This is a genomic window from Marinobacter nauticus (assembly GCF_003634635.1).
GTDB classification, from domain to species: domain Bacteria; phylum Pseudomonadota; class Gammaproteobacteria; order Pseudomonadales; family Oleiphilaceae; genus Marinobacter; species Marinobacter nauticus.
Genome location: NZ_RBJB01000002.1, coordinates 316,571 through 342,063, shown reverse-complemented (window position 1 = coordinate 342,063; position 25,493 = coordinate 316,571). Strand labels below are relative to the sequence as shown.

Genomic DNA, 25,493 nt, shown 5'->3' with positions numbered 1-25,493 from the left:
GCCTCAGAACTTTACGCCAGCGGTCTGCTGAACTTCCGGTGCGTGTTCTTCAAGTGTGAAGGCCACGTCGGACGGTGCTTCTGACAGCATAACCGGAGCGATGGTCATGCCAGGACCTACCTTGGCCGTCCCGTTCGCCACCACCACATCGCCTTCGGCAATGCCCTGCTCGACCACACGGAAGCTGCCGAAACGCTCACCGACGGTTATCGGCGTGTAGTTAGTCTCGCCCTGCTCGTTGACCGTCAGCACAAAGCGGCTGTCGAGATCGGTTGCGATAGCCCGATCAGGAACCATGATCTTCTGCTCGGTTGCGGCCACAGCAATCTTCACCCGGGCAAAGGCACCCGGTACCAGAGCCTCTCCGGAATCGGCCAATACCGCACGCAGACGCAGGGTGCCCGTGTTGGTATCGATGGCGTTATCGACGAAGTCAATCTCGCCCACATGGGGGAAGTCCTGTTCTCCGGTTAGCTGAATACGCACCGGCGAGCCCAGCGCGCGATCGCGGGCGCGGAAGAATCGATACCAGGTTCCCTCATCCATATCGAAGTACGCATATCGGTCCTGATTCGAGGCGATGGTGGTCAACCGGCTTTGGTTCGCGGTCACGGTATTTCCCGCAGTAATGTTGGCCCGGGAGATAACCCCGTCGATTGGCGAACGGATCGTGGCATAGCTCAGCTGCAGTTCCGCCTCCTTGAGCTGGGCGTTGAGAGAGGAAACCTCGGCCTCGGCCTGCTGGCGCGCGGAATCTCTTAGCTCAGCCTGTTCTTCGGAGATGGCGTTGCTGCGCAGCAGGCGCCCTGCCCGTGCAGCTTCCGCCTTGGCCTGATAGAGGGCTGCTTCTGCCCGGGCCAGTTCGGCATTCAGCTGTTCCACTCGGGCTGTAAGGTGGCGATCATCCAGCTGGAACAGGATGTCGCCTTTGCTCACCTTCTGCCCCTCAACAAAGTGCACCTCATCAACCACACCGGATAGTCGGGGCCGCAGCTCCACGTTTTCCGGTGCCTCAATACGGGTGGTGTAGGTTTTCTGGGGCTGAACCTGGGCACTGGCGGCGGCAACCACCTCTACCGAAGGCGGCTCCGGCTGGCTCGCGGTGCCCTGAGCTGCGCTTTCGCAGCCGGCAAGAACAAACACGGCCGCGCTGAGCACGGCAAGAATTCGATAAGTCATGGACTAAATCCTTAATCGTTCATGATGGGGACTTCGGCGCCGGCGCGGACAGATTGGTCATGAGACCCGCGCCGGAGTGGTTCGTGGCGGGAATTATCTTTGCTGGAGCACGCTAAAAATAATCACCATGCGGTATTGCACTCATCATCACCGGTGATAATGCTCAGGATTTATGCAGGAGGGGGATTTGGAGAGCCAAAACGCCCTCAGAGTCAGGGCGCTGATCGATTTTGTAAGAGAGAAGGCACGGGGACGCAGCGAACGGCAGTCTTTAGATTAAAACAGCCGTTGCCCATTCTCGACCTCAGAATCAGGGCTTACCAGAGTTACCACGCCTGCTTCGGTTTTGAATCCGGTTACGAGACATTCAGAGACAAACGGACCGATCTGCTTCGGAGGGAAGTTCGTGACAGCCAATACCTGCTTGCCCAGCAGGCCCTCCTTAGAATACAGCTCCGTAATCTGGGCACTGGATTTTCGCACACCAATTTCCGGGCCAAAGTCCACTTTCAGTTTGTAGGCCGGTTTTCTGGCTTCAGGGAACGGCTGAACTTCGACAATGGTGCCAACCCGTAATTCCACTTTTTCAAAATCTTCCCAGGAAATCATTCTTCATCCTCCGTAGTTACACAGCTTCGTAATTTACAGTTTTGGCAGTCTCTGTGTTTCGGGTTTTTCCAGCTACCAGTGATCCGGACACAATCAACGTGCTGGCGCCCGCAACGGCCATGGTTGCCTCGCCGAAGCCAAAAACGATGAGCAAGATGACCGAAATGAGAGGTGCGCTGTATGCAAGTGTTCCCAGCAGCTGGATGTTCCCGTGTTTTACCCCGTAATCCCAGGTGAAAAAGGCGATGCCCACGGGACCAAGGCCGAGGCCGACCACTCCGACCCATTGGCTTGCGCCATCCGGCCACACCGTTTGCTCCCACATCAGGTGGCACATCCAAGCCAGGACCGCGGTAACACCACAGAACCAGCCAACAGCATCGGTAGGCACAGATTTTACCAGACGGCTGAGCACCGAATAGGACGACCAGATCAAGGCGCAGGCGAACGCCACCAAGTAGCCGTCCAGATTCTGGGCACTGAAGCCGCCGCTGTTCCGACCGATCAGCAACCAGCAGCCAACCAGTGATATCACCGCCCCGGCGACGTGCTGTGCCCGCAAGGACTCGCCCGGCAAGAGCGCCGAAAACAGGACAATGAACAGCGGCCAGAGATAGGCCAGCAGGCTGACCTCGACCGCCGGTGCCAGGGTCATGGCCTTGAAGTAGGCGAAGTGATAGCCGAACAGGCCCATCACACCGATGGCCCAGGCAAAGGTGGATTGCTTCGCGAAGCGGATGCCGGTGTGCCCGTCCTTAAACCAGCGGACACACATCAGTGCAAAAGCCAGTGTAAAGGTCATGGCCATGAGTTGAAATTCCGGGATCTGCCCGCCGGTAAGCTTGGTCAGCAGAGCCAGGGTGCCCCATAAAAGCACCGAAATTGAGCCAATCCAGGTGGCGGATGCCGCGGTCATAGTTGCGCCCTCTCAGTCAGAGATCAATCAGTTCAGACGCAACAGCTTATTGAGCCGGTGATGGACAGGCTTTCAGAATTCGGAACAGTTATTTAGAAAGTCGGCGAAAATGACTGGGAGAGTGCCCGAAATGTTGGGCGAATCGATCACTGAAGGCTGACAGTGAGCTATAGCCCACGGCGTCGGCGATGTGCTGGATCGACAGGTCACCCCGCTCGAGCAGTTGCCACGCCGTCTGCATCCGCAACTCGGTCAGATAATGATGGGGCGTCAAGCCCACCTGCTCCCGGAACAGCTGGTTCAGTTGCCGCACACTCAGGTGCGCGATGGTGGCCAGTTGATTGACGGTGATCTTCTGATGGTAATGTTCGTCGATGAAGCGTTTCGCCACGTCCACTCGACGATCCAGCCGTAAACGGTCTCCGAAGCGCTCATGCAGCAGCTGGATCAGCAACAGCAACATCTGGTGTTGAGTCTGAGAGCCTTCCGCGCCCTGTTGCAACTGGGCATGGAGAAACTGCACGTAATGCTCCAGTCCGGCATCGAGCTGCACGAAACAGGGCAGACGGTCCAGCATCGGAGCCAAGCCATCTGGAACGTCTGCGACCACAAACCGGTTGTCATCCCGGGCTTCGAAATCGTGATCCTGACCGGCGGCGATGATCGCCGCTCTGCCCTCGGCCACTTCCCCGGCCCGACTATTTACCGACAGAGAAAGTTTTCCCACCAAGGGCAGCACCAACTGATGATGATCATGGGCGTGTGTTTGCCCATGATCGCTGTAACTCTTCAGTTGGATTTTTGATCGCGCGTTCTTCATGGCTTCGCATCATACAGAACAGCGTTCACTTCGGGCAGGTTATCGATCGACGCTCCGGGATTTCTCACTCACTGAAGGCATCGATCAAAACCTGGTGGCTGATCTCTGGTGTCATGTCGCCCCGCTCCGAGAGCTCGGTCATACCATGGGCTTTCAACGCCTCGACGATGTCGGCCACCTGATTTTCTTTGACCCCGTATTGATCCAGTCGCGTTGCAACTCCCAGACTTTCGAAAAAGGCTCTGGTCTGGGCGATGGCCTGGTTGATGCGCTCTTCCTCAGAGCCGTCGACAATGCCCCATACTCGCTCGGCGTACTGCAGGAGTTTTTCCCGCTTCTGCTCTTTACGGAGTTTCCAGACCGACGGCAGGATAATGGCGAGACTCTGCCCGTGATCGATGCCGAACATGGCGGTCAGTTCGTGCCCAATCATATGGGTACTCCAATCCTGGGGAACGCCCACGCCAATGTAGCCATTCAGCGCGGAGGTAGCCGCCCAGACCAGATTTGCACGGGCATCGTAGTCCTCCGGGTTGGCCAGGGTGACCGGGCCCACCTCGATCAGGGTCTTGAGAATACCTTCAGCAGTGCGGTCTTGGATCTGCGCGTTAACCGGATAAGTTACATACTGTTCAACCACGTGCACGAAGGCGTCGACCACGCCGTTGGCGACCTGCCTGGTGGGCAGGGAAAAGGTCAGCGACGGGTCCAGGAACGAGAACGTCGGATACAACAGCGGGCTCATTACCGGCCATTTCCCACCCTTATGGGAGACTACGGCGCCCATGTTCATTTCAGAACCGGTCGCCGGCAGGGTGGCAACGGTACCGAGTGGCAGAGCCTGCTCCACCGGAAGGCCGGCAAAGCCATGCCCCAGCAGGCTCTCCTCGTCGCCCTCAAACGGGGCAGCCGCGGCAACGAACTTGGTTCCGTCCATCACCGAGCCACCGCCAACGGCCAGCAGGAAATCGACACTTTCCCGGCGAACCAGATCCACCGCTTCCATCAGGGTTTCGTAGCGCGGGTTGGGCTCAATGCCGGCAAACTCGAACATCGTCCGATCGCCCAGGCCGGCCAGCACTTTATCCAGGGTACCGAACCGCTTGACGCTGCCGCCACCGTACAGAACCAGCACACGGGCATTCTTGGGAATGAGCTGATCCAGTTCCTGCAGACGGTCTTTGCCGAACACGATGCGGGTTGGGTTGTAGAAATCGAAATTTTGCATAATCCTCTCTCCTCATCAAAGCGTGAAGAGATTGTATCGCCGACAGGACAGATCAGAATGGGCATTTCGATCATTGGCATGCCTTTTTCTATCATTAACGACACGACTAGGCATTTTAGAGCGTCGCAGGTAAGATGGCGTCTTCCCCCATTCAGGAGACCGACCGATGCCCACACTCGCCCAATTGCTGACCCCACTTGCAGCGACCGAGGGCTACAACCCAACACCGATCGAGGGCGTCGGGATCTACCGAAGCAACGAAACCACGGGCAGAGAACCGCTCTGTTACAGCCAGGGCATCATTATCATGGCCCAGGGCACCAAACGGGTGTTTCTCGACAACCAGGTGTATGAGTACAACCCCGACAACTACCTGGTGCTGACCCTGCCCACGCCCGCTGACTGCGAGGCAATCACGCCACCCGACGGTCCCCTGCTCTCCCTGGTCATGGACCTGGATCTGTCGGCATTGCATGAGCTGGTGCGGATTTTTGATGAGTGCCGGCAGACCGGCGGCGCCAACGCTCCTTCGTTGAATGCGCACACCTTGTACGTGGCTCCGGCCACTCGCGCCTTCAACGCCAGCGTGGTGCGGCTGGCCGAGGCGCTGAATGACCCGCTGGCGGCCAAGGCCCTCGGGCCGGGCCTGAAAAAGGAGCTGTTGCTACACGCGCTCCGGGGCCCGAACGGCGCCTCGCTGGTGGATCTGGTGCGACACAACACTCAACTTTCCCGACTGGAGCCGGTGCTCAAGCATGTTCACGCGCACTTTTCGGAACCGCTGGATGTCGAACAGCTGGCCGCTCTTGCCAACATGAGTCCGGCGACCTTCCACCGCAATTTTCGGCAGGTGGCTGCGCAGTCCCCCATCCAGTACATCAAACGCATCCGGCTCACCCGAGCCCGGGAGTTGCTTTCAGATCAGGGTGTGAAGGTCAGCCAGGCCGCATCTCTGGTTGGCTACGAAAGCGCCAGCCAGTTCAGCCGGGAGTTCAAGCGATTTTACGGGCAGCCACCACAAGCGGCAACTATGGCGCTGCAAACCACCGCCTGAAACGCTGCATCGACTCAGACAGCCTTCAGCTGGTGCCGTCCACAGGGAGAATTGACCATAATGTCATGCCAGCGTTCCTGGAGCAGATTCTCCATCTTCTCCCGGAGCCAAACGACTCCGGGGTCGCGGTCATGACGGGCGTGCCAGATCAGGTATAGACTCGTCGGATCGACGTCGAAGGGAAGCTCACCCATCCATAGGCCGTTCACGAAACCACAATCCTGGCTGATCAATTCAGGGACAGCAGCAATGAGGTTCGTTTCTCTGAGTACTGCCGGAACTGTTGAGAAATGATTAACAGTCGCCGCTATCCGGCGGCTCATACCCTTTTGATCGAGATAGCTGTCCACGAAGCCATGGGCATCGCCTGACATACTTACCAGAAGATGCCGCGCCTCAAGGAATTCTTCCATGGTGATCTGTCGACCGGCCAGCGGATGGTCGGCGCGCATGGCGAGCACGTAGCCCCCCTCGAAAAGCCAGGTACTTCGGAGGCTGTAATCGTGTTGAGATAAAACGCCCACCGCCACGTCAACATGGGCTTCTCGCAGATCGGCGTGGGTGCCTTCGGGTGTGTAAGGTACCGCGTGCACATCAACACCAGGCGCTTCACTTTCAAGCATCTGCACCAATTGACGCCAGATCATCTCTACAATTACATCCGTGACCGCAACACGAAAGGTGCGGTTTGACGTGCTCGGATCAAACTGGGTTGCGCTGACCGCGTTAGTCAAAGCGAACATATGATGCCCTACCTGGTCCCAGAGACTCAGGGCATACGAGGTTGGCTCAATGTTGCGACCTTTCCGAACGAAGAGCGGATCATTCCAAATCTGACGCATCCGAGAGATGGCGTTCGAAACTGCCGGTTGAGTCATGGCCAGGCGATCTGCCGCACGGGTAACAGAGCGCTCGGTCATAATCGCGTCGAAAATGTAAAGCAGCTGCAACTCTTGCGTTTTCATCACTGTTTTCCGGTTAGTAAGAACGGCAAGAATTCAACATGGGGTTGCCAAGCGCAATCGTGGTATTCCGCTAGCGTTTCATGTCTGTTGGTCGGTCAGCCGTGGTTGTTCATTTCCGCCAAAACCTTCCAACCAGGGTGGCCGCTCACCAATCCGCTGCAACAGGAAATCGATAAAAACTCTCACTTTTGCTGTCAGGACATTTGATTTCGGGTACACCAACCAGAGCGCTGGCTCGGAGTCCATCCGGTACTCGGGCAGAAGTTGAACAAGCGCGCCTATACTCAGCTCGTGGTGCACGCTCCAGAGTGCGTGCATGGCTATCCCTGCACCTTCCATAGTTGCGATCTTGTAGCTCAGGCCATCATCAATGATTAGTCGGTTACGGCCATTGCGGGGATTGAACTCTCCTTTTTCGCCGTTTCGTCCCATTAAAGTGATCGCTGCTTGCGTCTTAAAGGCTATGAGTTGATGGGCACTCAAGTCGCGGGGGCTCTGAGGGCATCCCCACTTGGCCAGGTAATCCGGAGATGCACAGAAAATCCGGCGGTCCTCAGCCAGCTTACGGGCTTTGAGGTTGCTGTCCGGCAGCACCGAATCTCTTAATGCCAGATCGAAACTGCCCTGGATGAGGTCCAGCTCCATATCGGACAATCGCAAGTCCAGATTAATACCCGGATACATCTCCAGAAACTCTGGAACTAAGGGCACGATATATTGCTGGGCAAAGGTGCTGGAGGCGGTAAATCGCAGAGTGCCAGACACCTTTTCATTGCCAAATCCCATCGCGGCCATCGCAGCGTTCTCTTGGGCCAGAATTTCCCTGGCAAAAGGCAGGAACTCTGCGCCCTCTGTAGACAGCGCCACCTTGCGGGTTGATCGCCGCAAAAGGTCTGCTCCGACAGCTTTCTCGAGCTTTGCCAACCTTGCGCTGGCAACCGCTGGCGGCATCCCCAGCTCCCGTCCGGCGGCACTGATGTTGAGCCTTTCAGCCGCCAGAACAAACAGCTTAATTCCTTCGGTGTCCACGACTTTATATCCATTTTACGAATTCTGAAAACCATTATTGGACATTTATTCGTTTTTTGCGACCCTTTAATCTGTTCTCACACGCTTGGACAAACCACCAGCAAACTGGAGTCACACAATGAAAGCAATGGTTCTCAATCAATACGGCCCTGATGCAGCGTTTGAGCAGGCCGACATGGCGGCGCCTTCGGCACAACCCGGCCAGGTAATCGTCCGCGTTGCGGCAACGAGCATCAACACCGTCGACACCATGATTCGCCAGATGGGCAAGGACCTCCCGCTGGCACCGGACCTGCCGGCAGTGCTCGGCATGGACTTCGCCGGAACCATTGAGGCAGTGGGCGAAGGCGTGAGCGGTTTTGCGCCCGGTGATGAAGTGTATGGTTGTGCTGGCGGTTTGGCCGATCTGCAGGGCGCGCTCGCCGAATTGATGCCCGCCGACGCACGCTTGATTGCCCACAAGCCCAAACGTCTGTCGATGCGTGAGGCAGCTGCATTGCCGTTGGTTGGGATCACAGCGTTTGAGGGCCTGCAAAGAGCCGGCGTGAAGGCCGGACAGAAAGTGCTGGTACACGGTGGTACCGGTGGTGTAGGCCATGCCGCGGTTCAGTTGGCCAAACACTTTGGTGCCACTGTTTATTCAACCGCCTCCGGTGAACAGGCATTCGACATCATCAAAAGCTACGGCGCTACACCGATCGATTACAGAACTGAAACCGTTGCAGACTATGTGGAGGCTCACACCTCAGGTGCCGGCTTTGACGTGGTTTTCGATTCGGTCGGTGGCGCAAACATGACCAACAGCTTTGATGCGGCAGCCCTCAATGGCCATGTAAGTACGACTGTCGCCATGGTTGAACTGGATCTTACCACCGCTCACTTTAAAGGCCTGTCGATTCACGTTGTCTTCATGCTGATTCCCATGCTGCACAACCATCACCGGGAAGCGCACGGTGAAATCCTGGCCCAACTAGCGCAGATTGTGGATCTGGGGGGCGTCAAGCCGCTTCTGGATGAGCAGACATTCAGTCTCTCCGAAGTGGGCAAGGCCCATGATCGTCTGACCAGTGGCCAGGCCATCGGTAAGGTTGTCGTGGAGGTTTAAGCAATGCCGGCACTGAACGAGAGCACAAAGACATTCGCCCGTATCAATCGTGGCTACAATCAGGTGTTTCAGCCAAATCGGTTGAGTATTGGTCTGGTTGCGCCACTGGAGAGATATACCAAGGGACCCGTGCCGACGATGGATCGCCACCTTGAACGCGTGCGATTGGCGGAGAAGGCCGGGTTTTCCGCGGTGTGGTTGCGCGATGTCCCGTTCAATGTGCCTTCGTTCGGTGATGCCGGCCAGGTATTCGATCCATTCGTTTACCTCGGTTTTCTGGCGGGCCAGACTGAACGGATCGCCCTGGGTGTTGCGAGCATGATATTACCGCTTCGGCACCCCGCTCACGTTGCGAAAGCCGCAGCAACGGCCGATCAACTGTCCGGTGGTCGTTTGATACTCGGGATCGCATCGGGCGACCGACCGGATGAATACCCTGCTCTCAACGAGAACTACGCAAACCGGGGTGAGCGTTTTCGGGACAGTTTCGAATACATCCGCAGGATGGCCGATAGCGCGCCGGCATTCGAAAACCGTTATGGCCAGACCAACGGTGAGATGGACATGCCGCCAAAGCCAACGGCAGAAAAGATTCCGATGCTGATTACCGGGGGCAGCCAACAGACCCCGCAATGGGGCGCTCGCCACAGTGATGGGTGGATTACCTACCCACGGAACATTGACGACCAGGCAAACGCCGTGAGGTCCTGGCGTGAGAGCATCCCCGATGAAACAGGGTTTTCAAAGCCCGTGATGCAATCCCTGTACATTGACCTTCTGGCAGACCCCAATGCTCCACCTCAGCCCATTCATCTGGGCTTCAGATCAGGCATGAAGTTCCTGAAGGCTTACCTCAAATCACTCGAAGAAATCGGCGTAAACCATGTAGCGCTGAACCTGCGATTCAACCAGGTGGATATTGAAGATACGCTACTGTACCTGGCAGAAGACCTGCTCCCTGAATTCCCGGCATAAGGACACACACCATGACCAAGAAAATACTGATCACCGGCGCCACGGATGGAATCGGGCTGGAAACCGCAAAGCGTCTTTATTCCGAGGGCCACACCTTGCTGTTGCACGGAAGGAACGCAGAAAAGCTGGCGACGACAGAAAAAACGTTGGCAAATGGTACAGGCGCGGGACTGATCTACACCTATAAAGCGGATTTATCGCGCCTGTCAGAAGTGGATTCACTCGCAAACGTCATCGCCAAAGAGCATGACCAATTGGACGTCATCATCAACAACGCCGGTGTCCTGCGGGTTCCTGAAACCATCACCCAGGACGGACTGGATGTGCGGTTTGCGGTGAACACGGTTGCCCCCTATCTCCTGACAAAGCGCCTTTTGCCGCTTATGAGGCCAGCATCACGGGTGGTCAACCTCTCATCGGCCGCGCAGGCTCCAGTGGAACTTGACGCCCTCGGCGGGAAAAAACGCCTTCTCGAAGACATGCAGGCCTACGCCCAAAGCAAGCTGGCATTAACGATGTGGAACAACGCTCTGGCCGCATCATACAGCAACGAAGGACCGGTATTCGTTGCCGTTAATCCGGGGTCCTTGCTGGCATCCAAAATGGTTAAAGAGGGCTTTGGCATTGCGGGGAAAAGCCTGTCGATCGGAGCAGACGTCCTCGTTCGAGCGGCGCTTTCAGAAGAGTTTGCCGGTGCCTCAGGCCTTTATTTCGACAACGACAAGGGACAGTTCGGCCCGCCGCATCCGGACGCACTGAACGGAGCGAAGTGCGCATCGATAGTTGCGGGTATCGAAGAGCTGGTCGGCCGCTCAAAGCCGTAACGTTTAAGTCCGGCAACCACGAGGCTCGCCGGACTCGCTCATCTCTTGTTCAGAGATTCTGGTTGGCGACCTCAATCGCCAGTTTGCCCGAGAAGCGTTTGGCCATGAAATCCTCCTGGGCATTTACAACATCACGCAGAGCGTATTTTTTTGCCACCACGGGGCGAATTTCATTGCGCTCAATATAGCCAATCAGATTCTCGAACACCTTTTTGGGCTGCCAAGTGGAGCCCAAAAGGCTCAGATCTTTCAGGTACAGAGTGCGAACATCCAGCTCCACCATTGGCCCTGCAATGGCACCGGAGGCCACATACCGACCACCCCTTGCCAATACCTCCAACAGCTCCGGCCATTGGGGGCCTGGCACCAGATCAGCCACAACCTGAATACTGTCTTTCTCCAGACTATTCAGCAGCGACTGCCCCCGCGCAATGACCTGATCCGCTCCCAGCCTGCGAACCTCCTCAAACTTGGACTCGCCACTGACGGCGATGACCTCAGCTCCCCGGCGCTTGGCCAGTTGGATAGCCGCTGACCCGACACCGCCCGAAGCGCCGGTAATGAGTATCCGTTCGCCATTTTTCAAGTCAGCCTTTTCGAGCATGCCTTCTGCGGTCGTGTAAGCGCATGGGAATGAAGCGAGCTTCCCTCAATTACGAGGCGGTTTTGACAAGCACTGACGTAGATAATCTCTACGCCGCAGTTGAATCAGGAATGGCCATGGCCCTACTCCCCGAATCTTCTGTAATCTCGCCCAAAGTCCGACCGGTTCGACTGAACCAACTGCCGGGGCAGAGGCAATTGACCATGAATATCATCACCGCTGGCACCCTGAGCTCCAGCTTTAATGAACCTCTTCACGAATGCCTGCTGGCTGCCGCCCGGGCCACTCATGATCGGGCAGCAGGCAGGTCGGGATAGGCGGATGGATCGCTATTTTACCCCAACCGGCAACGTCAACGGACCTGCCCGGCCAGTAGCTCATCGAGCGGAGTTTCTAGATTTTCAGGTTCCGCCGAGCGGGTAGAAAGCCAGGCCTGAGCAATGCCTGAGGTTATGATCAATGCGCACCCGGCCAGCTGCAGGTTGTTCAGGCCTTGATCGAAAAGCACCCAGGCGAGCGCCACAACGGTAATCGGCTCAAGATAGGCCAGTGTGCCGAATGTTGCAGCCGGCAATGACTTAAGAGCGATCACGGCCAACATGATGGCGAGAAAGCCTGGAACAATCCCGGCTGCGACCAGCCAGCCCCACTGATTGAGGCTCATTGGTTCTATCTCTAGCGCCATCAGCGGCAGCATGCATAGCGCACCCGACAGCATCTGGTAACCACTGCGGGTCAATACCGGAATACGGTCATCAATCAGACGGTTGGTCAGCATGAAGGCGGTGTAGCAGAGCATCGCCAGCGCGGCATAAGCTAGCCCAATCGCCTCGTCTGCACGGCCACTGATGCTGAAATTGAACTCCATCATCATGGCAAATCCCAGCAATGCCCCGCCAATCAATCCTACGCCCAAGGAGGTCAATCGCTCTCCCAGGAAAAAATGAGCCACCAGCGAGGCCGTGACTGGCGCCAGATAGAGCACCATCACCGCATTGGCCATTGCCGTGTAATCAACCGCCATGATGTAAAAAACGACGAACCCGGCCAGAAACGCGCCGGTCAGAAGAACCTTGCCACCGGGCCACATCAGCGCCTTCTGGCGTTGCCCACTGACTAGCAAATAAACCGCCATGAGCACGGCGCCGATAAAAAGGCGGAAGAAGGTTACGACTTCTGCCCTGGCATTCGCGAATACCGAAATCGCGCCAATGGTGCCCATGAAAATGGCAGAAAATGCCGCTGCCCAGAGAAAAAAAGCGGCGCCTTTTGATTGGTTCATACGAGTCCTGAATCTGATGGATAAACACGGGCGAATCGAAACCGGATAGGGAATCTTCATAACCGGTGCCGGGAACACAGAGAGAAAAACGCGGATGATGCCAGAGTCTATCGAGGCTTGCATCCGGGCACCGGTAATTCCTACCACACGCAGGCAAAGACTTCAGTCCTTGCCGGCATTCCAGCGATCTTCAAAAAAATCGAGAAACACCTGAATACGAGACGATAGCGAAGTGTTCCGATAATAAACGGCGCTGACCAGTTCACGGGGATTAGGTCGGACCAGCTGATCGTTCAACACTTCTACCAATCTGCCCGAGGCGAGATCCTCGCGGATCATGAAATGAGACAGGTAGGCCAGTCCGTTTCCCTCCAGGCACAGTTGGCGCACGGTTTCTCCGCTGCTGGCACGGATGGTCGGGCTCACTTTCAACCCTTCCCCCAGATGCCATAGATTCAGCGATTCTGGCGCAGTGAAGCCGATGATTTCATGCTGTGCCAGGTCTGAAAGAGAGCGGCATAGCCCACGACGTTGAAGATACTCCGGTGAAGCCACCACAGACAATGGCGAGCGGCCGAGCGCTCTGGCATGAAGCGTCGAATCGTCCAGCGGGCCAATCCGGATCGCGATATCGATCCGTCGCTCCAAAAGATCGACGATCTGATCGCTGGCCGTTAATTCGAGCTCAATATCTGGATAGGTGTCCCGAAATTTCCGAACGTGGGGCACAATCTGATGCAGCAGGAAAGGGTTCGCGGCGTCTACTCGCAATCGCCCTGCCGGTCTCTGCTTTCGAACAGCCAGCTGTTCTTCTGCCTCCTCCAGGGAGGCAAGCCCCTCACGAACCTTGTCAACGAACACCCGCCCCTCTTCAGTAAGCCCCACTTTTCGGGTGGTTCGATTCAGCAGAGTAGTATTCAGGGACTGTTCGAGACGAGTGACGGCTCTGGAGACCCGCGTGACCGATACCTCCAGCTGTTCTGCCGCATTGCTGAAGCTCCCACTATCGACCACTGACAGCAGGAAGTGGAGATCGTCCGACCGGCTTTTCATTTCATTTACCGCAAAAGTTATTTTCAAAAAGCACTGTTTATCGCAAAAGTATGGAAGAGGACACTAGGCAGCGTCAATCAACTCCAATGGAGATACGTTATGCCTATTGCATTATTTGCGCTTACATTAAGCGCCTTTGCAATCGGGACCACCGAATTCGTGATTGTCGGTCTGGTCCCGACAATCGCCCAGGATCTGGGCGTTACCCTGCCGTCAGCCGGCCTCTTGATCAGCTTGTATGCCCTTGGTGTCGCCGTTGGCGCGCCTGTCCTTACTGCACTAACAGGACGCTGGAATCGGAAGTGGGTTCTGCTGTCCCTGATGAGTCTTTTCATCATCGGTAATGTGCTTGCCTGGATGGCCCCGAATTACGCCTCTCTGATGACCGCTCGAATCCTGACGGGGCTCGCTCACGGCGTGTTCTTCTCGATTGGTTCAACGATCGCCACCAGCCTGGTTTCGAAAGACAAAGAGGCCAGCGCCATCGCCATCATGTTCACCGGCCTGACGGTGGCACTGGTGACAGGCGTACCACTGGGCACCTTTATCGGACAAACCTTCGGCTGGCGCGCGACCTTCCTGACCGTCGCTGCCCTGGGTACCATTGCACTGATTGGCAGCGCACTGCTGGTGCCGAAAAACCTGAAGAAATCAGCGCCTGCCACGCTTCGCCAACAGCTTGAAGTTATCACCCATCCGCGGCTGCTGCTGGTGTACGCCATGACTGCCGTTGGCTATGGCGGTACCTTCACGGCATTTACCTATCTGACACCCATTCTGGAGGATGTCAGCGGATTTGCGCCTGGCATGGTCAGTCTGCTGCTTCTGGTGTATGGCATCTCAGTAGCCACTGGCAATATCTGGGGTGGCAAGCTGGCTGACCGTCTTGGGCCGACGTCAGCGCTGTACATCATTTTCGGTGGCCTGGCCGCCATCCTCTTTGTGCTCACCTTCACGGCCTACAATCCAATTGCCGCAGTCATCACCCTGCTTGTTTGGGGCGCCTTTGCCTTCGGCAACGTACCTGGCCTTCAGGTGTATGTCGTCCAGCTCGCCGAACGGTTTACGCCCTATTCCGTTGACGTTGCATCCGGATTAAACATCGCGGCCTTCAACATCGGCATTGCCGGCGGCGCCTGGCTCGGTGGACACGTGGTCGAAGATATGGGGCTGATGAACACGCCCTGGATTGGTGGGGTAATTGTACTGAGCGCCCTGCTACTGACCCGGATTTCTTCAACACTGGATAACCGCGAACCGGCTACGGCCTGAACCATCAGAGGCCTCCCGGAAGGGAGGTCCATTGAGGTGTACTATGACGCTTTCAAAGCTAACCGCCGGCCCCCTGACCATTGGGCTGGAGCTTCCGCTAGACAACGACTGGACCCAGGACGGCCAGCGTCAACGCATGCTCGACAAGCGGCCGTTTGGTGTACCGGATCTCAGCCAACATCAGTCACTGGCCAGACTGGCCGACGAACTCGGGTTCCGGGCCTTGTGGATTCGGGATGTTCCTCTATACGACCCGTCGTTCGGCGACGCCGCCCAAGTTTTCGATCCACTGGTGTATCTGGGTTTCCTGTCCGGGATAACCCGAAACATTCTGCTTGGCACTGCGGCAGTTGTTCTCCCACTGCGCAGCCCTTGGATCGTACGCAAATCCGCGGCATCGGTTCAGGCACTGAGCCAGGACCGCTTGATGCTCGGAGTGGCGAGTGGAGACCGCCCCTCGGAATACCCATTGTTTGGCGCAGACTATGAAAACCGCGGACAATCCTTCCGGAACAGCGTGGAGATTCTGACCGGCAAACAGGACTCGCGATTGTCACCGGGCCAGGCCATTTTACCGGATACCCGAACGCCACCCCTGCTGTCCGCCGGGCTATCACAGCAGTCACCGGAGTGGATCGGCCAGCATATGAGTGGCTGGCTGGCATATCCAGGAACGCCGGAGGAGCACGTGCATCGCGTCAACCTGTGGCGCAACGTCGCCGGTGACAAGCCCTATGTGTCCTTTATTCACTTGGACTACCTCAACGATCCCAAGGCGCCGCGTAGACGCCATCGCTTCGGGCTTCAGACCGGGCGGGATGGCCTGATCCGGGAGCTGGAGGAAATGCAGAGTGCAGGCGTGAACCACATCGGGCTTCATTTCCGGCGCAATCAGGCGCCGGTGGATGAGTCACTTCGACTCGTTGCCCAAGATGTTCTGGGAGTGTTTCATGAAACAAACTGAGAGACCAATAGCTTGGGGCGTGGTGGGAAAAGACAGACCCGCCATCGCCCTTCAACGGAAGAATCTGAATTCTATACCGACCCCAGGCCCGGAAGATGTGGTCATCCGGAATGAATACATCGGCCTGAACCCGGTTGACTGGAAAATGATCCGGAACTGGCCAGAGAACTGGAATATCGCTCACGCACCCGGCGTTGACGGCGCAGGCACTGTGCTCAAATTGGGCGAGAACGTGAAGAGTCTTGTTCCCGGGCAAAGGGTTGCGTACCACCAGGATTTGCACCGGAACGGCAGCTTTGCCAGCCACACGGTGGTCGATAACCGGGCCCTACTGAAAGTTCCTGACATCCTGCCTCTGGTTCTGGCAGCAGCGCTGCCCTGCCCATTGATGACGGCCTGGCAGGCGATCGAAAAAGTCCCGCGTCGAGCGGAGGCGGATGTTCTGATCACGGGAGCCGGCGGCATGGTTGGCCGATTTCTAGTTCAGCTGGCAGCGCAGCGGGGCTACCTGGTGACGGCCATGGCCTCGGCCCGGCACCACAAGACGCTTCGTCAGTTGGGAGCCGAAACTGTAATCGCCTGGGAAACCAATTCTTCTCAAAGCCAGTTCTTCGCCGTGTTTGACACCGTCAACGCGCAGCATGCTGCGTCGATGGCCGACTTGATTGAGGCCAATGGCCACTTGGTTTGTATTCAGGATCGTTTGGAGACACCTCCGGTGCCACCCTTTGACAAAGCCTTGTCTCTGCATGAGGTGGCTCTGAACGCGCTGTTTCGCGCAGGCACCGAGCGCCAATGGGCTCAGTTCCGTCAAGCCGGAGAGGAACTTCTCAAAATGGTGGCTAGTGAAAAACTGCTCGCCCCGGAACCACGCATCGAACCCATCACAGCGCTCCCAGAAGCGCTGGAGGCAACCACAACCCAGGACCGTCCGCTAAAGACGGTCATCGACGTCCGCTATTTTGCAAACCAGGAGTAAAATATGAGAACCGCTATCCCTAATCCCGGTCTTGGAACCTTCCGCCTAAAAGGCGATGCTCTGAAATCCGCTGTTACTGAGTCGCTTGACCTTGGGTACCGGCACATCGACACCGCTCAGATCTACGAAAACGAAGATGAAATTGGGAACCTGCTTTCTGCCTCGGGCATTGATCGGTCGGATCTGTTCATCACCACCAAGGTTTGGTACGAAAATTTGGCACGCGACAAGTTCATTCCCAGTGTGCGCGAGAGCCTTACCAAATTGAGGACAGACTACGTCGATCTATTGCTGATCCACTGGCCGTCGCCCGGTGAGGAAGTTCCGATGCAGGAGTATATCTCCGAACTGGTCGAAGCCAAAAAACTGGGTCTTGCGCGAGAGATCGGAATCTCCAACTTCACCATCGAACAGATCAGACGTGCCATCGGCATTGCCGGAAAGGGCGAAATTTTGACTAACCAAGTGGAGGTCCATCCTTTCCTACAGAATGACGCGGTAGTCGAGTTCTGCCAACGAAATGGTATTGAGGTCACGGGTTTCATGCCATTGGCAGTCGGCAAAGTTCTAGAAGACGCCACTCTGCACAGAATTGCTGAAAGCCACAACGCAAGAATCCCAGAAGTAGTGCTTGCCTGGTTAAGACAAAGGAATATTGTCGCGATTCCCTCATCTACCAAACGAGCGCATCTGGCATCGAATCTGAAGGGGATGGAATTGGTTTTATCTGACAAGGAACTGTCTGAAATAGCAACGTTGGATAGCAATCACCGAATAGCAGATCCAGACTTTGCTCCAAACTGGGACCAATAGAATCTGCGGTGAACAGCGGCCACGTACGTTAAATCTTTTGCGTGGTCGCTGATTTCTTTATGTTCGCATTTGTTTAGCTGAGTTCAGGGATGCTTTGGTCGCGTTGCCTTACTCATCAGGAACTAGCCGAAGCCCTTTTGGCTAAAGGCGACCAGAAGATTTTGGAGGATAGCAACGTCGATTACCTCTGGGGTTGTGGCCGCGACAGGAGAGGCCACAACCGCTATGACAAGGCGTTAACGATGTTCTCGGCCTTTTCCGGCGGAAAAAGATGTCCGACGAGGGCTCTGTCTGAGCGTCAGCGAGGCATCCACCACAAGAAACATCGCGAGACTGCCCCCCATCACCGGAGCAAACCAGCCTAGACCGGCCGCTATCAGGGCCATCGATATCAGGACCAGCGGCGGCGCCTTGCGCAGCTCAGTCCATACCCTTTGGGCGGAGCGCTGATGGGCGGCTGAACGGGTTGGGCGACGGAGCCACCACATGCGGTAACCCAGTACGATCATCACGCATAGGCCCAGAGCACAAGCCGCGACGAACAACTGATTGGCCAGGCCGAATAAAATCCCCATATGCGCATCAATGCCCCAGCGTGTTAGTTTGGCCGCAACCGGGTAAGCCTGAAAGTCTACCCGGTCGGTCACCGTCATTGTCCGAGGATCAACGGCTACCATATCTACCTGGGTGGGCCAGCTGCGGTCGATTTCCCGCACAACCCAGGCACGGCCAGTACTCGCGGCCGGCTTAATTTCCAGCATATCGGCGTCGATGCCTGCCGCCCGGGCCCGTTCTAGAACAAGATCGTAAATCCGTGCGTTGTCCTGCCCTTCTGCGACATCAGTCGTCATACCGTGGCCAGCGTGTTCATGTTTTCCATGCTCAGCCGGTCTTCCGGACAGGTCGGTATTCAGGCCGGGCGTTCCCCAGCCAAGCTGCGCCCGCAGTTCGGTAATATTTGCCCCGGCCCACTTGGACCAGGTCAGTCCGGTCACTGAGAAGAACAGAAAGGCCAGCAGCAAGACCAAACCGATCCGGCTGTGCCAGTTGCGAAGCCGGTTCCGATCAGTGTCCTTGCCTGAGCCGGCGGCTGAACGTCGGCTCCACCAAAGAACCATGCCTCCCAGTGCCACCAGCCATAACCAGGACGCCGCCAGTTCGCTGTAATAGCGTCCGATTTCGCCAAGATGCAGATGCCGGTGTACATAGTCTATCCAGATGCGAAAAGGCAGTGTGCCGCTGGTACCGTAAACCACCAGGCTGCCCCGAATATCCAGGGAAACCGGGTCCACGAAGATCGCCTGATGCTCGAACGGCTCAAGGCCGTCCGTCGCAAACATTACGCGGGTGGTCTCGCCGGCCTTTGGTGCAGGCCGGACCGCGGCCAGGGTAGCGTTTTCTCCTATCTGAACTCGGGCCGCCTGAATTTGTTCAGCCAGCGGACGGGCGTCGCCCGTGGTCTCTGTCGTCAGTTCGGTCTGATAAAGCCAGTTTTCGATCTGAGGTGTAAGGGCAAACAGTGCCCCCGAAAGTGCCGCCACAAAAATAAACGGGCCAACAAGAAGGCCTGCATAGAAATGCAGACGCGCAAGTAAAGCATACCCCCAGCGCGGAACGCTGGAAGATTGAGAGTCGGTCATGGTCTTCCCTTAAATGTAACAAGATTCGTGATTTGTGAAGTCAGACCATGGCTGGCGGAGCACGTACCGGGGCGTTAGGGAATCCGGGAAGCCCCTGCGGAGCTGAAATCAGTCGAGGCGCGCTGGGGTTGCCCTCACTTATGGCATTTCTAGGGAAAGCGGCCGTTCCCCGGGGAGACATGGCGGGCAGCTTGGTAAGCAGCACGCAATATCCGCAATCCCCATGAGACATGTGCTGCAACGGATAGGAATGATCCATCTGTTCCGCAGCAGAGGCGTGGGCCGAATGCGTGTTCGACGTATGGGCTACCTGAGCTTTGGTAACCAGTGGCCCAAGGTAGATCAGCAGCATGGCCAGAAGGGCGATCCGGGCGCCGAAAATTCGATGCTTTCTGCGAATCAAACCCATCAGATGTCAGCCTTGTTTACAGAGGCTCATTATCGTCATTCTGACAGAAATATTAACCCTCTGACCTGCCCCCCCAACTTTTCGGACCACGACTATCTTGAATACTAGTCCTAGGTCGGACGACGAATATAGCATTTAGTGTGATCGTCCAGCACACCCAGGGGTTCCAAAACGGAACCTGTGAGTAATGTAGCCCCCTCGTTTGTTTGCCCTGGGCCCGCCACACTCACCAGAATGGGCTAGCCCTCAACGCCAGGAAACACGTAAGGAATCAGGAACTTTCCAGACCCCATGACCAATCATTAGCAGGCTGATGGCCTGGTGGGGCTGGCCGCTGTACGCCATTCAGGCTGCGATGCCATCACTCTGCTCTGGTAACATCCGGGATCTGTATCACTATTGGCAGGAGTCCGTCCGTTCATGAATCCCCTTCTAGTGCTGCTGTTTCTGCTCTGGAGCGGCTTTGCTCTGGCAGCCCCTGCCGCCCTGCCAGACGAGCTTGCCGAGGAGGCCGGCATGCTGGGAAGCATACTCAGTGATGGGCGGGCGGTATTCTATCCCGAAAGTGCCTCTTACCTCCCCCTCTCATCGCTGAGTGGCCCCGGTTACAGCAACGGTGTGGCCGTGCTCATGACTCTGGAGGGCTGGGGAGGCGGAGCAACCAACAATCAGTACCTTGCCTTGTAAGCTATCAACGACAGTATTGCTGGTATGTCGCCGCTCAAAACCTACCGCTTGCTTTCTGTTCGTCACGTTGGAGGCAAGGGTGACCGTCTGTTCACTGGCGTTCGCGAAACCGGAACAGGCCTCGTCCTGTCCGGGTTTGGCTATGCAGCTGAAGACCCACTCTGCTGCCCGGCCAAACCACTGGAGGTCACCTTCACCTTCGGGGCGCGCGGTGAGCTTGTCCTGGCATCCTCTCCAACACTCGGTAAAGAGAGTGCCCGATAACCGGGCCTCTCAGCTCCAGTCAAACTCAAAAAATTCATACCAATCAGACACCTCTCTCCGGTATTCTACCCCGGCGCATCAGGGCAGATTCCTGGTCGCCATATGACTGACAAGGCCTTCCGTCAGTCTCATCGCCTTATAATGAAGATCCATAAAGGGAGTTTTGTGTGAAGTATTCATTGTCCTTGCTGTCTGCCGCCGTTGTGGCTCTGGGGCTGGCGGGGTGTTCCACCCCAAAAGTGGTTGATAATACGCCGCTGGTAGATACAAGCGTTGTCAAAGCCAAGTACATCATTGGTGGTTACATCCTTCCGGATTCCCACGGAGAGCAGGTTACTTATACCCTGGCCGACCGTCGCACCATCGAAAATACCGTCGAGTTTGATTCCTGGATTTCCCGCCAGATCTTTGGAGAAACCCACGAAGCGGATATCGCTCGCCTGGATAAAAACCTCCAGTGGCAGGTCGATCACACCCGGAAGAACTACGTCGAATGCCCCCTCAAGGGCTGCAGCGACCAAAGTATCTGGGAACAGCTGGAAGACGGCGAAGCCAGTGAAGAAGAGGAAGTGTACGATCCCTCGGGCGGCGATGCCTGCCAGATGACCACGTCGGAGTTCAGCTTTTCGGTGACGCCGAAGGATAAAGGCCGGGTCGTCAACGGCTTTTCAGCCGACCAGTTTGTTGCCCAGTGGAAGATGGTGTCACAGGATGAACTGGGGCGTGAAGATAAGCATGTCATGACCATGGATTTCTGGATGACCGAGACCGATCCCGCCATGCAAGACGTGTGGGGCATCAATGGCCAGTTTCAGGATAATTACCTGAAGGCCGTAGCCGACGCCAACAATCCCTTGTCGAAGTTCTTCACCGACAACGTGTATAAAGTCGTCGCCATGATTTCAGGTGACATCGAAAAGCAGGAACTGGACTCTGACTCCGAGGTTCTCAAAGGGCTGAGCCAGCTGGAAGGTTACCCGGTATCCATTAAGCTGGAATGGTTCGCCGACAACCAGGCCTGTCAGCAACAAAAACAGGCCACGTCTGGCACTGGCGGATTTGACGTGAGCGATCCTGTCGGCTCCCTTGGCAAACTGGCCGGTAATATGCTGCAAAACGCGGCTGAAGACAAAGCCAAAGACTACATGGGATACGGCAAAGATAAGCCGGTTTTCACTTACATCTACGATGTCACCAGCGCACAGGTTCAGCCTGAGCGGGCAAGCCGCTTTGAGGTGCCCGCCAACTACAAGCTGGAGAACCGCCGTTAAGGTCACCTTCCCTGCACACCCTGAAATCAAGAGCTGCCTTCGGGCAGCTTTTTTGTTCCTGCTTCAGGGCGAAGGCAATCTGCTCTTCGCTGCAACGGGATCGTTTCAGGAGATAATTTCCTGCTCAAGACTCTGTCATGCCGGTTTTTCTAATCTAAAATGGACCGAATTTTTTGGATAGGCTCAATAACATGCGGCCTCAAAAGAATGGAATCTCGGATTTGTCGGGCTCATCGAGCTCTAATAATCAGCGAACTCTGACGCCAGACAAGAGCGCCTCCCCTCGCCTCGATGGTTTGGATCTTGCGCGCTTTGTCGCGTTTTTTGGGATGGTGATCGTTAATTTCAAGATTGCTATGGGTGCCGAAGGCGACACTGGCGTGCTCAATTTCCTGACTCGCGCTCTCGAAGGGCGCGCTGCAGCAACTTTTGTCGTTTTAGCGGGCATTGGCCTGGGGTTGGCAGCATTACGCAGCGATCTGGGACAAACGGTATCTGTGACAATCAAGCGAGCGATATTCCTGTTCGTTGTCGGGCTGTTGAATTCTCTTGTTTTCGATGCGGACATCCTTCACTACTACGCCTTTTACTTTCTCTTCGGTGTGTTGCTGCTATCGCTCAGCAATCACTGGCTGGTCACCAGTATTGTGCTATTGAATACTCTGTTCGTGGTCATGATGTTGTCGCTCGATTACGACAAAGGCTGGAACTGGGACGACTATACCTATTCCGACTTCTGGTCTCCGGCGGGATTTATCCGTAACTTATTTTTCAACGGCTGGCACCCGGTGATTCCGTGGCTAGGTTTTCTGCTACTCGGCATTGTACTCAGCAGGCTCAAACTTGCGGAACGCGGTGTCCAGCATCGTCTGATCCTATTCGGGGTCGCAGCCTTCGTTGTCGCTGAAGCATTGAGCCTGGCGTTAACGGGCGCTCTCAACGCAATTGATCCAGAGCTTGGCATACTCGCCACCACCGAGCCCGTACCGCCAATGCCGCTTTATCTGCTGGCAGGTTCAGGAGCCGCGAGTGCAGTGATTGGTCTTTGTCTTCGGTTTTCAGGCCAGTTGGAAAAACTCGGTTTGCTGCATGTCTTGACGCCGGCGGGGCGCCAGACTTTATCGCTCTACATCGCCCACATTTTGGTGGGAATGGGAACGCTGGAGGGACTCGGTATGCTAGGTGGTCAAAGCCTTGTAACCGCGCTTTTCGCGTCCGCATTGTTCTGTGTGATCGCAACAATCTATGCCTTGATATGGCATCGATTCTTCAAGCGCGGGCCAATCGAAGCGCTCATGCGACGGGTTGCCGGGTAGATGGATCACTGCCAGAGGACTCCTTGAGTCAGCCCTGATTCCCTCAATGAAAAGCCACCCCTAATCCAGACCCCGAGACAGAAACCAGGACTGAAGAAACTCAATGCAGCTAAGCAGTTTTGGCTGCGTATACTGCCGGTTCGGGTAAAGCGCGTATAACGTGAGGTCCGGGCGGTTCACCTTCGGCAGAACTTCCAGCAACCTGCCCTGCTCTATATTCTCTTGCCGCTCTTCAGGTGAATGAAACCAACACCAGCAGGCTGAAAAACACACTGATCACAATCGTTAATCCGGAAACACCATCCGTGTCGGCGCCACCCGATAGCCACCGCCTTAACGCTTTCAGAAAACGCTTTGGCGTGTAGATGTTTTTGCGATAATTGCTCTCGTAATAGTGCTGAAGGAACAGCGGCATGGACCCCCTATCGAAGCGATACCAGAGCTTAAGAACGCCAACGATATCCTTGCGACAGGCCCAGGCTCGAACAGACGATGGAAGCCAGCTCAAAGGTATAGCGGAACCAAAATCAATGATCGCAGGGTCGCCGTGCTCCGAAACCAGAATGTTTCCGGAATTGCCGAGGTCCATGTGCGCCACTCCATGCTGATGCAGGGTTTTCACATCACTGAAAAGTCGAGAGAAGAAGCCGCCTGGGACACTGCCGCTTTCCGCAACGTTCTTTATAGGCCGCCCCTCTATCAGGCGATAATGGACGGTGGGCGAGACGTCTGATGGCCGAGAGACTTGATCAGGCGTGAAATCGAGGTGTTCTACTCTTCTCAACATCCTGAATTCGTGAGATGCGAGAAATCTGAAGTAGTTCCCGAGAAGGCCCCGGGAGAATCTGAACGCCTTGTAAATGTGCCTGTTGCCGCTGTTATCGACGTTTACAGAGACGATTGGCTTATACCATTTCTGGCTACCGGAATCATCGAGTGCTGCCGAATTCCAGCGTGAGTCAACAGATGGGCAGTTTGTTTGGCCGCTCATTCCCCCTCCAAATTCCAGGATATGCAGGTTATTGGGCAAGCCGACCGCATAAACTGCGGTTTAACCAACCCTTTCCAGTGCCGCGACTTGCGGCACCTGCACAGGATTATTGGAGGTTTTCGGGAGGCTGAATAATTCTGTTGCGGTATCTTTGTCATCACGAAAAGTGATGACTCAGCTTCTACACGCTTCAGGCAATTGCCTTTACGGTCGAATGGCCACATGGCGAGCTGGTCATAATGTCATGCCAGCGTTCGCGAAGGAGCCGTTCAACGTGGTTCCGCAGCCAGACAATTCCGGGATCACGGTCGTGGCGGGTGTGCCAAATGAGGTAAAGACTGGTCGGATCTACTTCGAAAGGTAATTGCCCCATCCATAGGCCATCCACGAAGCCACAGTCCTGGCTGATCAGTTCCGGAACCGCCGTAATAAGGTTCGACTCCCTGAGAATCTGGGGAACAATCGAAAAATGGTTAACTGTGGCAGCAATGCGCCTGCTGCACCCCTTCTGGTCAAGGTAACTGTCCACGAAACCATGGGCATCCCCTGACATTGTCACAAGCAGGTGTCGGGCCTCAAGGAATTCCTCCATGGTGATCTGCCGGCCGGCAAGCGGGTGGTCGGCACGCATTGCCAGAACGTATCCACCTTCAAACAACCAGGTGCTTCGCAAGCTGTGATCGTGCTGGGTAAGCATACCTACCGCCAGATCCACATGGGCTTCGCGCAGATCGTCGTACGTACCTTCCGGCGTGTACGGCACCGCGTGGACGTCCACTCCCGGCGCGTCACGTTCCAGCAATTCAATCAACTGGCGCCAGATCATTTCAACAGTTACATCCGTTACGGCGATGCGAAACTTTCGCTTTGATGTGGCCGGATCGAATTGAGTCGCACTCACCGCATTGGTTAGCGCATACATGTGATCGCCAACCTGGTGCCACAGACTGAGTGCATAGGATGTCGGTTCGATGTTTCGGCCTTTTCGCACGAACAGCGGGTCGTTCCAGATCTGGCGCATCCTTGAGATCGCATTGGATACGGCAGGCTGGGTCATGGCAAGCCGGTCTGCAGCGCGGGTCACCGAGCGCTCAGTCATAATGGCGTCAAATATGTACAACAGCTGGAGTTCTTGTGTCTTCATCTAACGTTCCTGATCCTGAGCACCGGTCAATTCTGGCTGGCAAATGACTCGACCGCAATTGCGGCATTCCGTCAAAGGCGATGTTCACCACTTAAACGAA

At 56.0% G+C, this 25,493-nt stretch carries 26 protein-coding genes; 12 read left to right on the top strand and 14 right to left on the bottom strand.

Features of this window, described 5'->3' with window-relative positions; translation table 11 throughout:
* Positions 1-3 precede the first annotated feature (3 nt).
* From C7436_RS01700 to C7436_RS01680, 5 genes are all read right to left on the bottom strand, one after another.
* The gene (locus tag C7436_RS01700) at positions 4-1,179 is read right to left on the bottom strand and encodes an efflux RND transporter periplasmic adaptor subunit (RefSeq protein WP_121206473.1); all 1,176 of its coding nucleotides are present in this window, start codon (positions 1,177-1,179) and stop codon (positions 4-6) included.
* Between the two features lie 276 nt (positions 1,180-1,455).
* A complete protein-coding gene (locus C7436_RS01695) occupies positions 1,456-1,788 on the bottom strand; it encodes a tRNA-binding protein (RefSeq protein ID WP_121206472.1) in 333 nt (110 codons plus the stop codon).
* A gap of 16 nt (positions 1,789-1,804) precedes the next feature.
* A complete protein-coding gene (yddG, locus tag C7436_RS01690; RefSeq protein ID WP_121206471.1) occupies positions 1,805-2,704 on the bottom strand; it encodes an aromatic amino acid exporter YddG in 900 nt (299 codons plus the stop codon).
* An 88-nt stretch (positions 2,705-2,792) separates the two neighbouring features.
* The gene (locus C7436_RS01685) at positions 2,793-3,524 is read right to left on the bottom strand and encodes an AraC family transcriptional regulator (protein WP_053115238.1); all 732 of its coding nucleotides are present in this window, start codon (positions 3,522-3,524) and stop codon (positions 2,793-2,795) included.
* A 64-nt stretch (positions 3,525-3,588) separates the two neighbouring features.
* The gene (locus C7436_RS01680) at positions 3,589-4,752 is read right to left on the bottom strand and encodes an iron-containing alcohol dehydrogenase (protein ID WP_121206470.1); all 1,164 of its coding nucleotides are present in this window, start codon (positions 4,750-4,752) and stop codon (positions 3,589-3,591) included.
* A gap of 166 nt (positions 4,753-4,918) precedes the next feature.
* Here C7436_RS01680 and C7436_RS01675 point away from each other — a divergent pair, with 166 nt between their 5' ends.
* Positions 4,919-5,806 (top strand): AraC family transcriptional regulator, encoded by an 888-nt coding sequence (locus tag C7436_RS01675; protein WP_121206469.1) that lies wholly within the window; start codon positions 4,919-4,921, stop codon positions 5,804-5,806.
* Between the two features lie 14 nt (positions 5,807-5,820).
* On the opposite strand, the gene C7436_RS01670 is transcribed toward C7436_RS01675, so the two are convergent.
* Together C7436_RS01670 and C7436_RS01665 are read right to left on the bottom strand one after the other, a co-directional pair.
* On the bottom strand, positions 5,821-6,771 hold the full coding sequence (locus C7436_RS01670; RefSeq protein WP_121206468.1) for a LysR family transcriptional regulator: 951 nt from the start codon (positions 6,769-6,771) through the stop codon (positions 5,821-5,823).
* A 78-nt stretch (positions 6,772-6,849) separates the two neighbouring features.
* Positions 6,850-7,800, bottom strand: a complete 951-nt coding sequence (locus C7436_RS01665; RefSeq protein WP_121206467.1) for a LysR family transcriptional regulator — start codon at positions 7,798-7,800, stop codon at positions 6,850-6,852.
* A gap of 118 nt (positions 7,801-7,918) precedes the next feature.
* Between C7436_RS01665 and C7436_RS01660 the strand changes: the two genes are divergently transcribed.
* Genes C7436_RS01660 through C7436_RS01650 form a run of 3 tightly spaced genes read left to right on the top strand, consistent with a single transcriptional unit; the run spans position 7,919 to position 10,704 of the window.
* Entirely contained in the window at positions 7,919-8,905 is a 987-nt protein-coding gene (locus C7436_RS01660; RefSeq protein ID WP_121206466.1) for a zinc-dependent alcohol dehydrogenase family protein, read from the top strand.
* Between the two features lie 3 nt (positions 8,906-8,908).
* The gene (locus C7436_RS01655) at positions 8,909-9,880 is read left to right on the top strand and encodes an LLM class oxidoreductase (RefSeq protein WP_121206465.1); all 972 of its coding nucleotides are present in this window, start codon (positions 8,909-8,911) and stop codon (positions 9,878-9,880) included.
* 11 nt (positions 9,881-9,891) lie between these two features.
* Positions 9,892-10,704, top strand: a complete 813-nt coding sequence (locus C7436_RS01650; protein WP_121206464.1) for an SDR family NAD(P)-dependent oxidoreductase — start codon at positions 9,892-9,894, stop codon at positions 10,702-10,704.
* A 49-nt stretch (positions 10,705-10,753) separates the two neighbouring features.
* Here the strand turns inward: C7436_RS01650 and C7436_RS01645 are convergent, their stop codons facing one another.
* The 3 genes from C7436_RS01645 to C7436_RS01630 form a co-directional block, all read right to left on the bottom strand.
* Positions 10,754-11,308 (bottom strand): zinc-binding dehydrogenase, encoded by a 555-nt coding sequence (locus C7436_RS01645; RefSeq protein WP_228198032.1) that lies wholly within the window; start codon positions 11,306-11,308, stop codon positions 10,754-10,756.
* A 352-nt stretch (positions 11,309-11,660) separates the two neighbouring features.
* Positions 11,661-12,590 (bottom strand): DMT family transporter, encoded by a 930-nt coding sequence (locus tag C7436_RS01635; RefSeq protein WP_121206462.1) that lies wholly within the window; start codon positions 12,588-12,590, stop codon positions 11,661-11,663.
* Positions 12,591-12,752: 162 nt separating this feature from the next.
* On the bottom strand, positions 12,753-13,643 hold the full coding sequence (locus C7436_RS01630) for a LysR family transcriptional regulator (RefSeq protein ID WP_121206461.1): 891 nt from the start codon (positions 13,641-13,643) through the stop codon (positions 12,753-12,755).
* Between the two features lie 99 nt (positions 13,644-13,742).
* Here C7436_RS01630 and C7436_RS01625 point away from each other — a divergent pair, with 99 nt between their 5' ends.
* Genes C7436_RS01625 through dkgB form a run of 4 tightly spaced genes read left to right on the top strand, consistent with a single transcriptional unit; the run spans position 13,743 to position 17,671 of the window.
* On the top strand, positions 13,743-14,915 hold the full coding sequence (locus C7436_RS01625; RefSeq protein ID WP_121206460.1) for an MFS transporter: 1,173 nt from the start codon (positions 13,743-13,745) through the stop codon (positions 14,913-14,915).
* 43 nt (positions 14,916-14,958) lie between these two features.
* A complete protein-coding gene (locus C7436_RS01620; RefSeq protein ID WP_121206459.1) occupies positions 14,959-15,879 on the top strand; it encodes a TIGR03571 family LLM class oxidoreductase in 921 nt (306 codons plus the stop codon).
* Positions 15,866-16,858 carry a zinc-binding dehydrogenase gene (locus tag C7436_RS01615; RefSeq protein ID WP_158595251.1) on the top strand — a complete coding sequence of 331 codons (993 nt, stop codon included), beginning with the start codon at positions 15,866-15,868 and terminating at the stop codon, positions 16,856-16,858. Before C7436_RS01620 ends, C7436_RS01615 begins: the two co-directional genes overlap by 14 nt.
* Before the next feature lie 3 nt (positions 16,859-16,861).
* Positions 16,862-17,671: a 2,5-didehydrogluconate reductase DkgB gene (dkgB, locus tag C7436_RS01610; protein WP_121206457.1), complete on the top strand. Its 810-nt coding sequence runs from the start codon at positions 16,862-16,864 to the stop codon at positions 17,669-17,671.
* A gap of 236 nt (positions 17,672-17,907) precedes the next feature.
* On the opposite strand, the gene C7436_RS01605 is transcribed toward dkgB, so the two are convergent.
* Together C7436_RS01605 and C7436_RS01600 are read right to left on the bottom strand one after the other, a co-directional pair.
* The gene (locus tag C7436_RS01605) at positions 17,908-19,311 is read right to left on the bottom strand and encodes a PepSY-associated TM helix domain-containing protein (RefSeq protein WP_121206456.1); all 1,404 of its coding nucleotides are present in this window, start codon (positions 19,309-19,311) and stop codon (positions 17,908-17,910) included.
* A 40-nt stretch (positions 19,312-19,351) separates the two neighbouring features.
* Complete coding sequence (locus C7436_RS01600) at positions 19,352-19,720, bottom strand: DUF2946 domain-containing protein (RefSeq protein WP_121206455.1); 369 nt, start codon at positions 19,718-19,720, stop codon at positions 19,352-19,354.
* A 420-nt stretch (positions 19,721-20,140) separates the two neighbouring features.
* Here C7436_RS01600 and C7436_RS18890 point away from each other — a divergent pair, with 420 nt between their 5' ends.
* The 4 genes from C7436_RS18890 (at position 20,141) to C7436_RS01580 (ending at position 23,258) form a co-directional block, all read left to right on the top strand.
* Positions 20,141-20,407, top strand: a complete 267-nt coding sequence (locus C7436_RS18890; protein WP_228198031.1) for a hypothetical protein — start codon at positions 20,141-20,143, stop codon at positions 20,405-20,407.
* Positions 20,408-20,431: 24 nt separating this feature from the next.
* Positions 20,432-20,671, top strand: a complete 240-nt coding sequence (locus tag C7436_RS18885; RefSeq protein WP_228198030.1) for a hypothetical protein — start codon at positions 20,432-20,434, stop codon at positions 20,669-20,671.
* 167 nt (positions 20,672-20,838) lie between these two features.
* A complete protein-coding gene (locus C7436_RS01585; RefSeq protein WP_121206454.1) occupies positions 20,839-21,942 on the top strand; it encodes a hypothetical protein in 1,104 nt (367 codons plus the stop codon).
* A 173-nt stretch (positions 21,943-22,115) separates the two neighbouring features.
* Complete coding sequence (locus C7436_RS01580) at positions 22,116-23,258, top strand: DUF418 domain-containing protein (protein ID WP_228198029.1); 1,143 nt, start codon at positions 22,116-22,118, stop codon at positions 23,256-23,258.
* A 232-nt stretch (positions 23,259-23,490) separates the two neighbouring features.
* Here the strand turns inward: C7436_RS01580 and C7436_RS01570 are convergent, their stop codons facing one another.
* Together C7436_RS01570 and C7436_RS01565 are read right to left on the bottom strand one after the other, a co-directional pair.
* Positions 23,491-24,249: a BUD32 family EKC/KEOPS complex subunit gene (locus C7436_RS01570; protein WP_121206453.1), complete on the bottom strand. Its 759-nt coding sequence runs from the start codon at positions 24,247-24,249 to the stop codon at positions 23,491-23,493.
* A 190-nt stretch (positions 24,250-24,439) separates the two neighbouring features.
* Complete coding sequence (locus tag C7436_RS01565; RefSeq protein ID WP_121206452.1) at positions 24,440-25,393, bottom strand: LysR family transcriptional regulator; 954 nt, start codon at positions 25,391-25,393, stop codon at positions 24,440-24,442.
* Between the last annotated feature and the right edge of the window lie 100 nt (positions 25,394-25,493).

Excerpts from the sequence above, each read along its gene's own strand:
- C7436_RS01685 (WP_053115238.1), bottom strand. The coding sequence starts at position 3,524 with ATGAAGAACGCGCGATCAAAAATCCAACTGAAGAGTTACAGCGATCAT.
- C7436_RS01650 (WP_121206464.1), top strand. The coding sequence starts at position 9,892 with ATGACCAAGAAAATACTGATCACCGGCGCCACGGATGGAATCGGGCTG.
- C7436_RS01670 (WP_121206468.1), bottom strand. The coding sequence starts at position 6,771 with ATGAAAACGCAAGAGTTGCAGCTGCTTTACATTTTCGACGCGATTATG.
- C7436_RS01625 (WP_121206460.1), top strand. The coding sequence starts at position 13,743 with ATGCCTATTGCATTATTTGCGCTTACATTAAGCGCCTTTGCAATCGGG.
- C7436_RS01630 (WP_121206461.1), bottom strand. The coding sequence starts at position 13,643 with ATGAAAAGCCGGTCGGACGATCTCCACTTCCTGCTGTCAGTGGTCGAT.
- dkgB (WP_121206457.1), top strand. The coding sequence starts at position 16,862 with ATGAGAACCGCTATCCCTAATCCCGGTCTTGGAACCTTCCGCCTAAAA.
- C7436_RS01680 (WP_121206470.1), bottom strand. The coding sequence starts at position 4,752 with ATGCAAAATTTCGATTTCTACAACCCAACCCGCATCGTGTTCGGCAAA.
- C7436_RS01620 (WP_121206459.1), top strand. The coding sequence starts at position 14,959 with ATGACGCTTTCAAAGCTAACCGCCGGCCCCCTGACCATTGGGCTGGAG.
- yddG (WP_121206471.1), bottom strand. The coding sequence starts at position 2,704 with ATGACCGCGGCATCCGCCACCTGGATTGGCTCAATTTCGGTGCTTTTA.
- C7436_RS01695 (WP_121206472.1), bottom strand. The coding sequence starts at position 1,788 with ATGATTTCCTGGGAAGATTTTGAAAAAGTGGAATTACGGGTTGGCACC.
- C7436_RS01660 (WP_121206466.1), top strand. The coding sequence starts at position 7,919 with ATGAAAGCAATGGTTCTCAATCAATACGGCCCTGATGCAGCGTTTGAG.
- C7436_RS01700 (WP_121206473.1), bottom strand. The coding sequence starts at position 1,179 with ATGACTTATCGAATTCTTGCCGTGCTCAGCGCGGCCGTGTTTGTTCTT.
- C7436_RS01570 (WP_121206453.1), bottom strand. The coding sequence starts at position 24,249 with ATGAGCGGCCAAACAAACTGCCCATCTGTTGACTCACGCTGGAATTCG.
- C7436_RS01655 (WP_121206465.1), top strand. The coding sequence starts at position 8,909 with ATGCCGGCACTGAACGAGAGCACAAAGACATTCGCCCGTATCAATCGT.
- C7436_RS01635 (WP_121206462.1), bottom strand. The coding sequence starts at position 12,590 with ATGAACCAATCAAAAGGCGCCGCTTTTTTTCTCTGGGCAGCGGCATTT.
- C7436_RS18890 (WP_228198031.1), top strand. The coding sequence starts at position 20,141 with ATGAATCCCCTTCTAGTGCTGCTGTTTCTGCTCTGGAGCGGCTTTGCT.
- C7436_RS01675 (WP_121206469.1), top strand. The coding sequence starts at position 4,919 with ATGCCCACACTCGCCCAATTGCTGACCCCACTTGCAGCGACCGAGGGC.
- C7436_RS01600 (WP_121206455.1), bottom strand. The coding sequence starts at position 19,720 with ATGGGTTTGATTCGCAGAAAGCATCGAATTTTCGGCGCCCGGATCGCC.
- C7436_RS01605 (WP_121206456.1), bottom strand. The coding sequence starts at position 19,311 with ATGACCGACTCTCAATCTTCCAGCGTTCCGCGCTGGGGGTATGCTTTA.
- C7436_RS18885 (WP_228198030.1), top strand. The coding sequence starts at position 20,432 with ATGTCGCCGCTCAAAACCTACCGCTTGCTTTCTGTTCGTCACGTTGGA.
- C7436_RS01615 (WP_158595251.1), top strand. The coding sequence starts at position 15,866 with ATGAAACAAACTGAGAGACCAATAGCTTGGGGCGTGGTGGGAAAAGAC.
- C7436_RS01645 (WP_228198032.1), bottom strand. The coding sequence starts at position 11,308 with ATGCTCGAAAAGGCTGACTTGAAAAATGGCGAACGGATACTCATTACC.
- C7436_RS01565 (WP_121206452.1), bottom strand. The coding sequence starts at position 25,393 with ATGAAGACACAAGAACTCCAGCTGTTGTACATATTTGACGCCATTATG.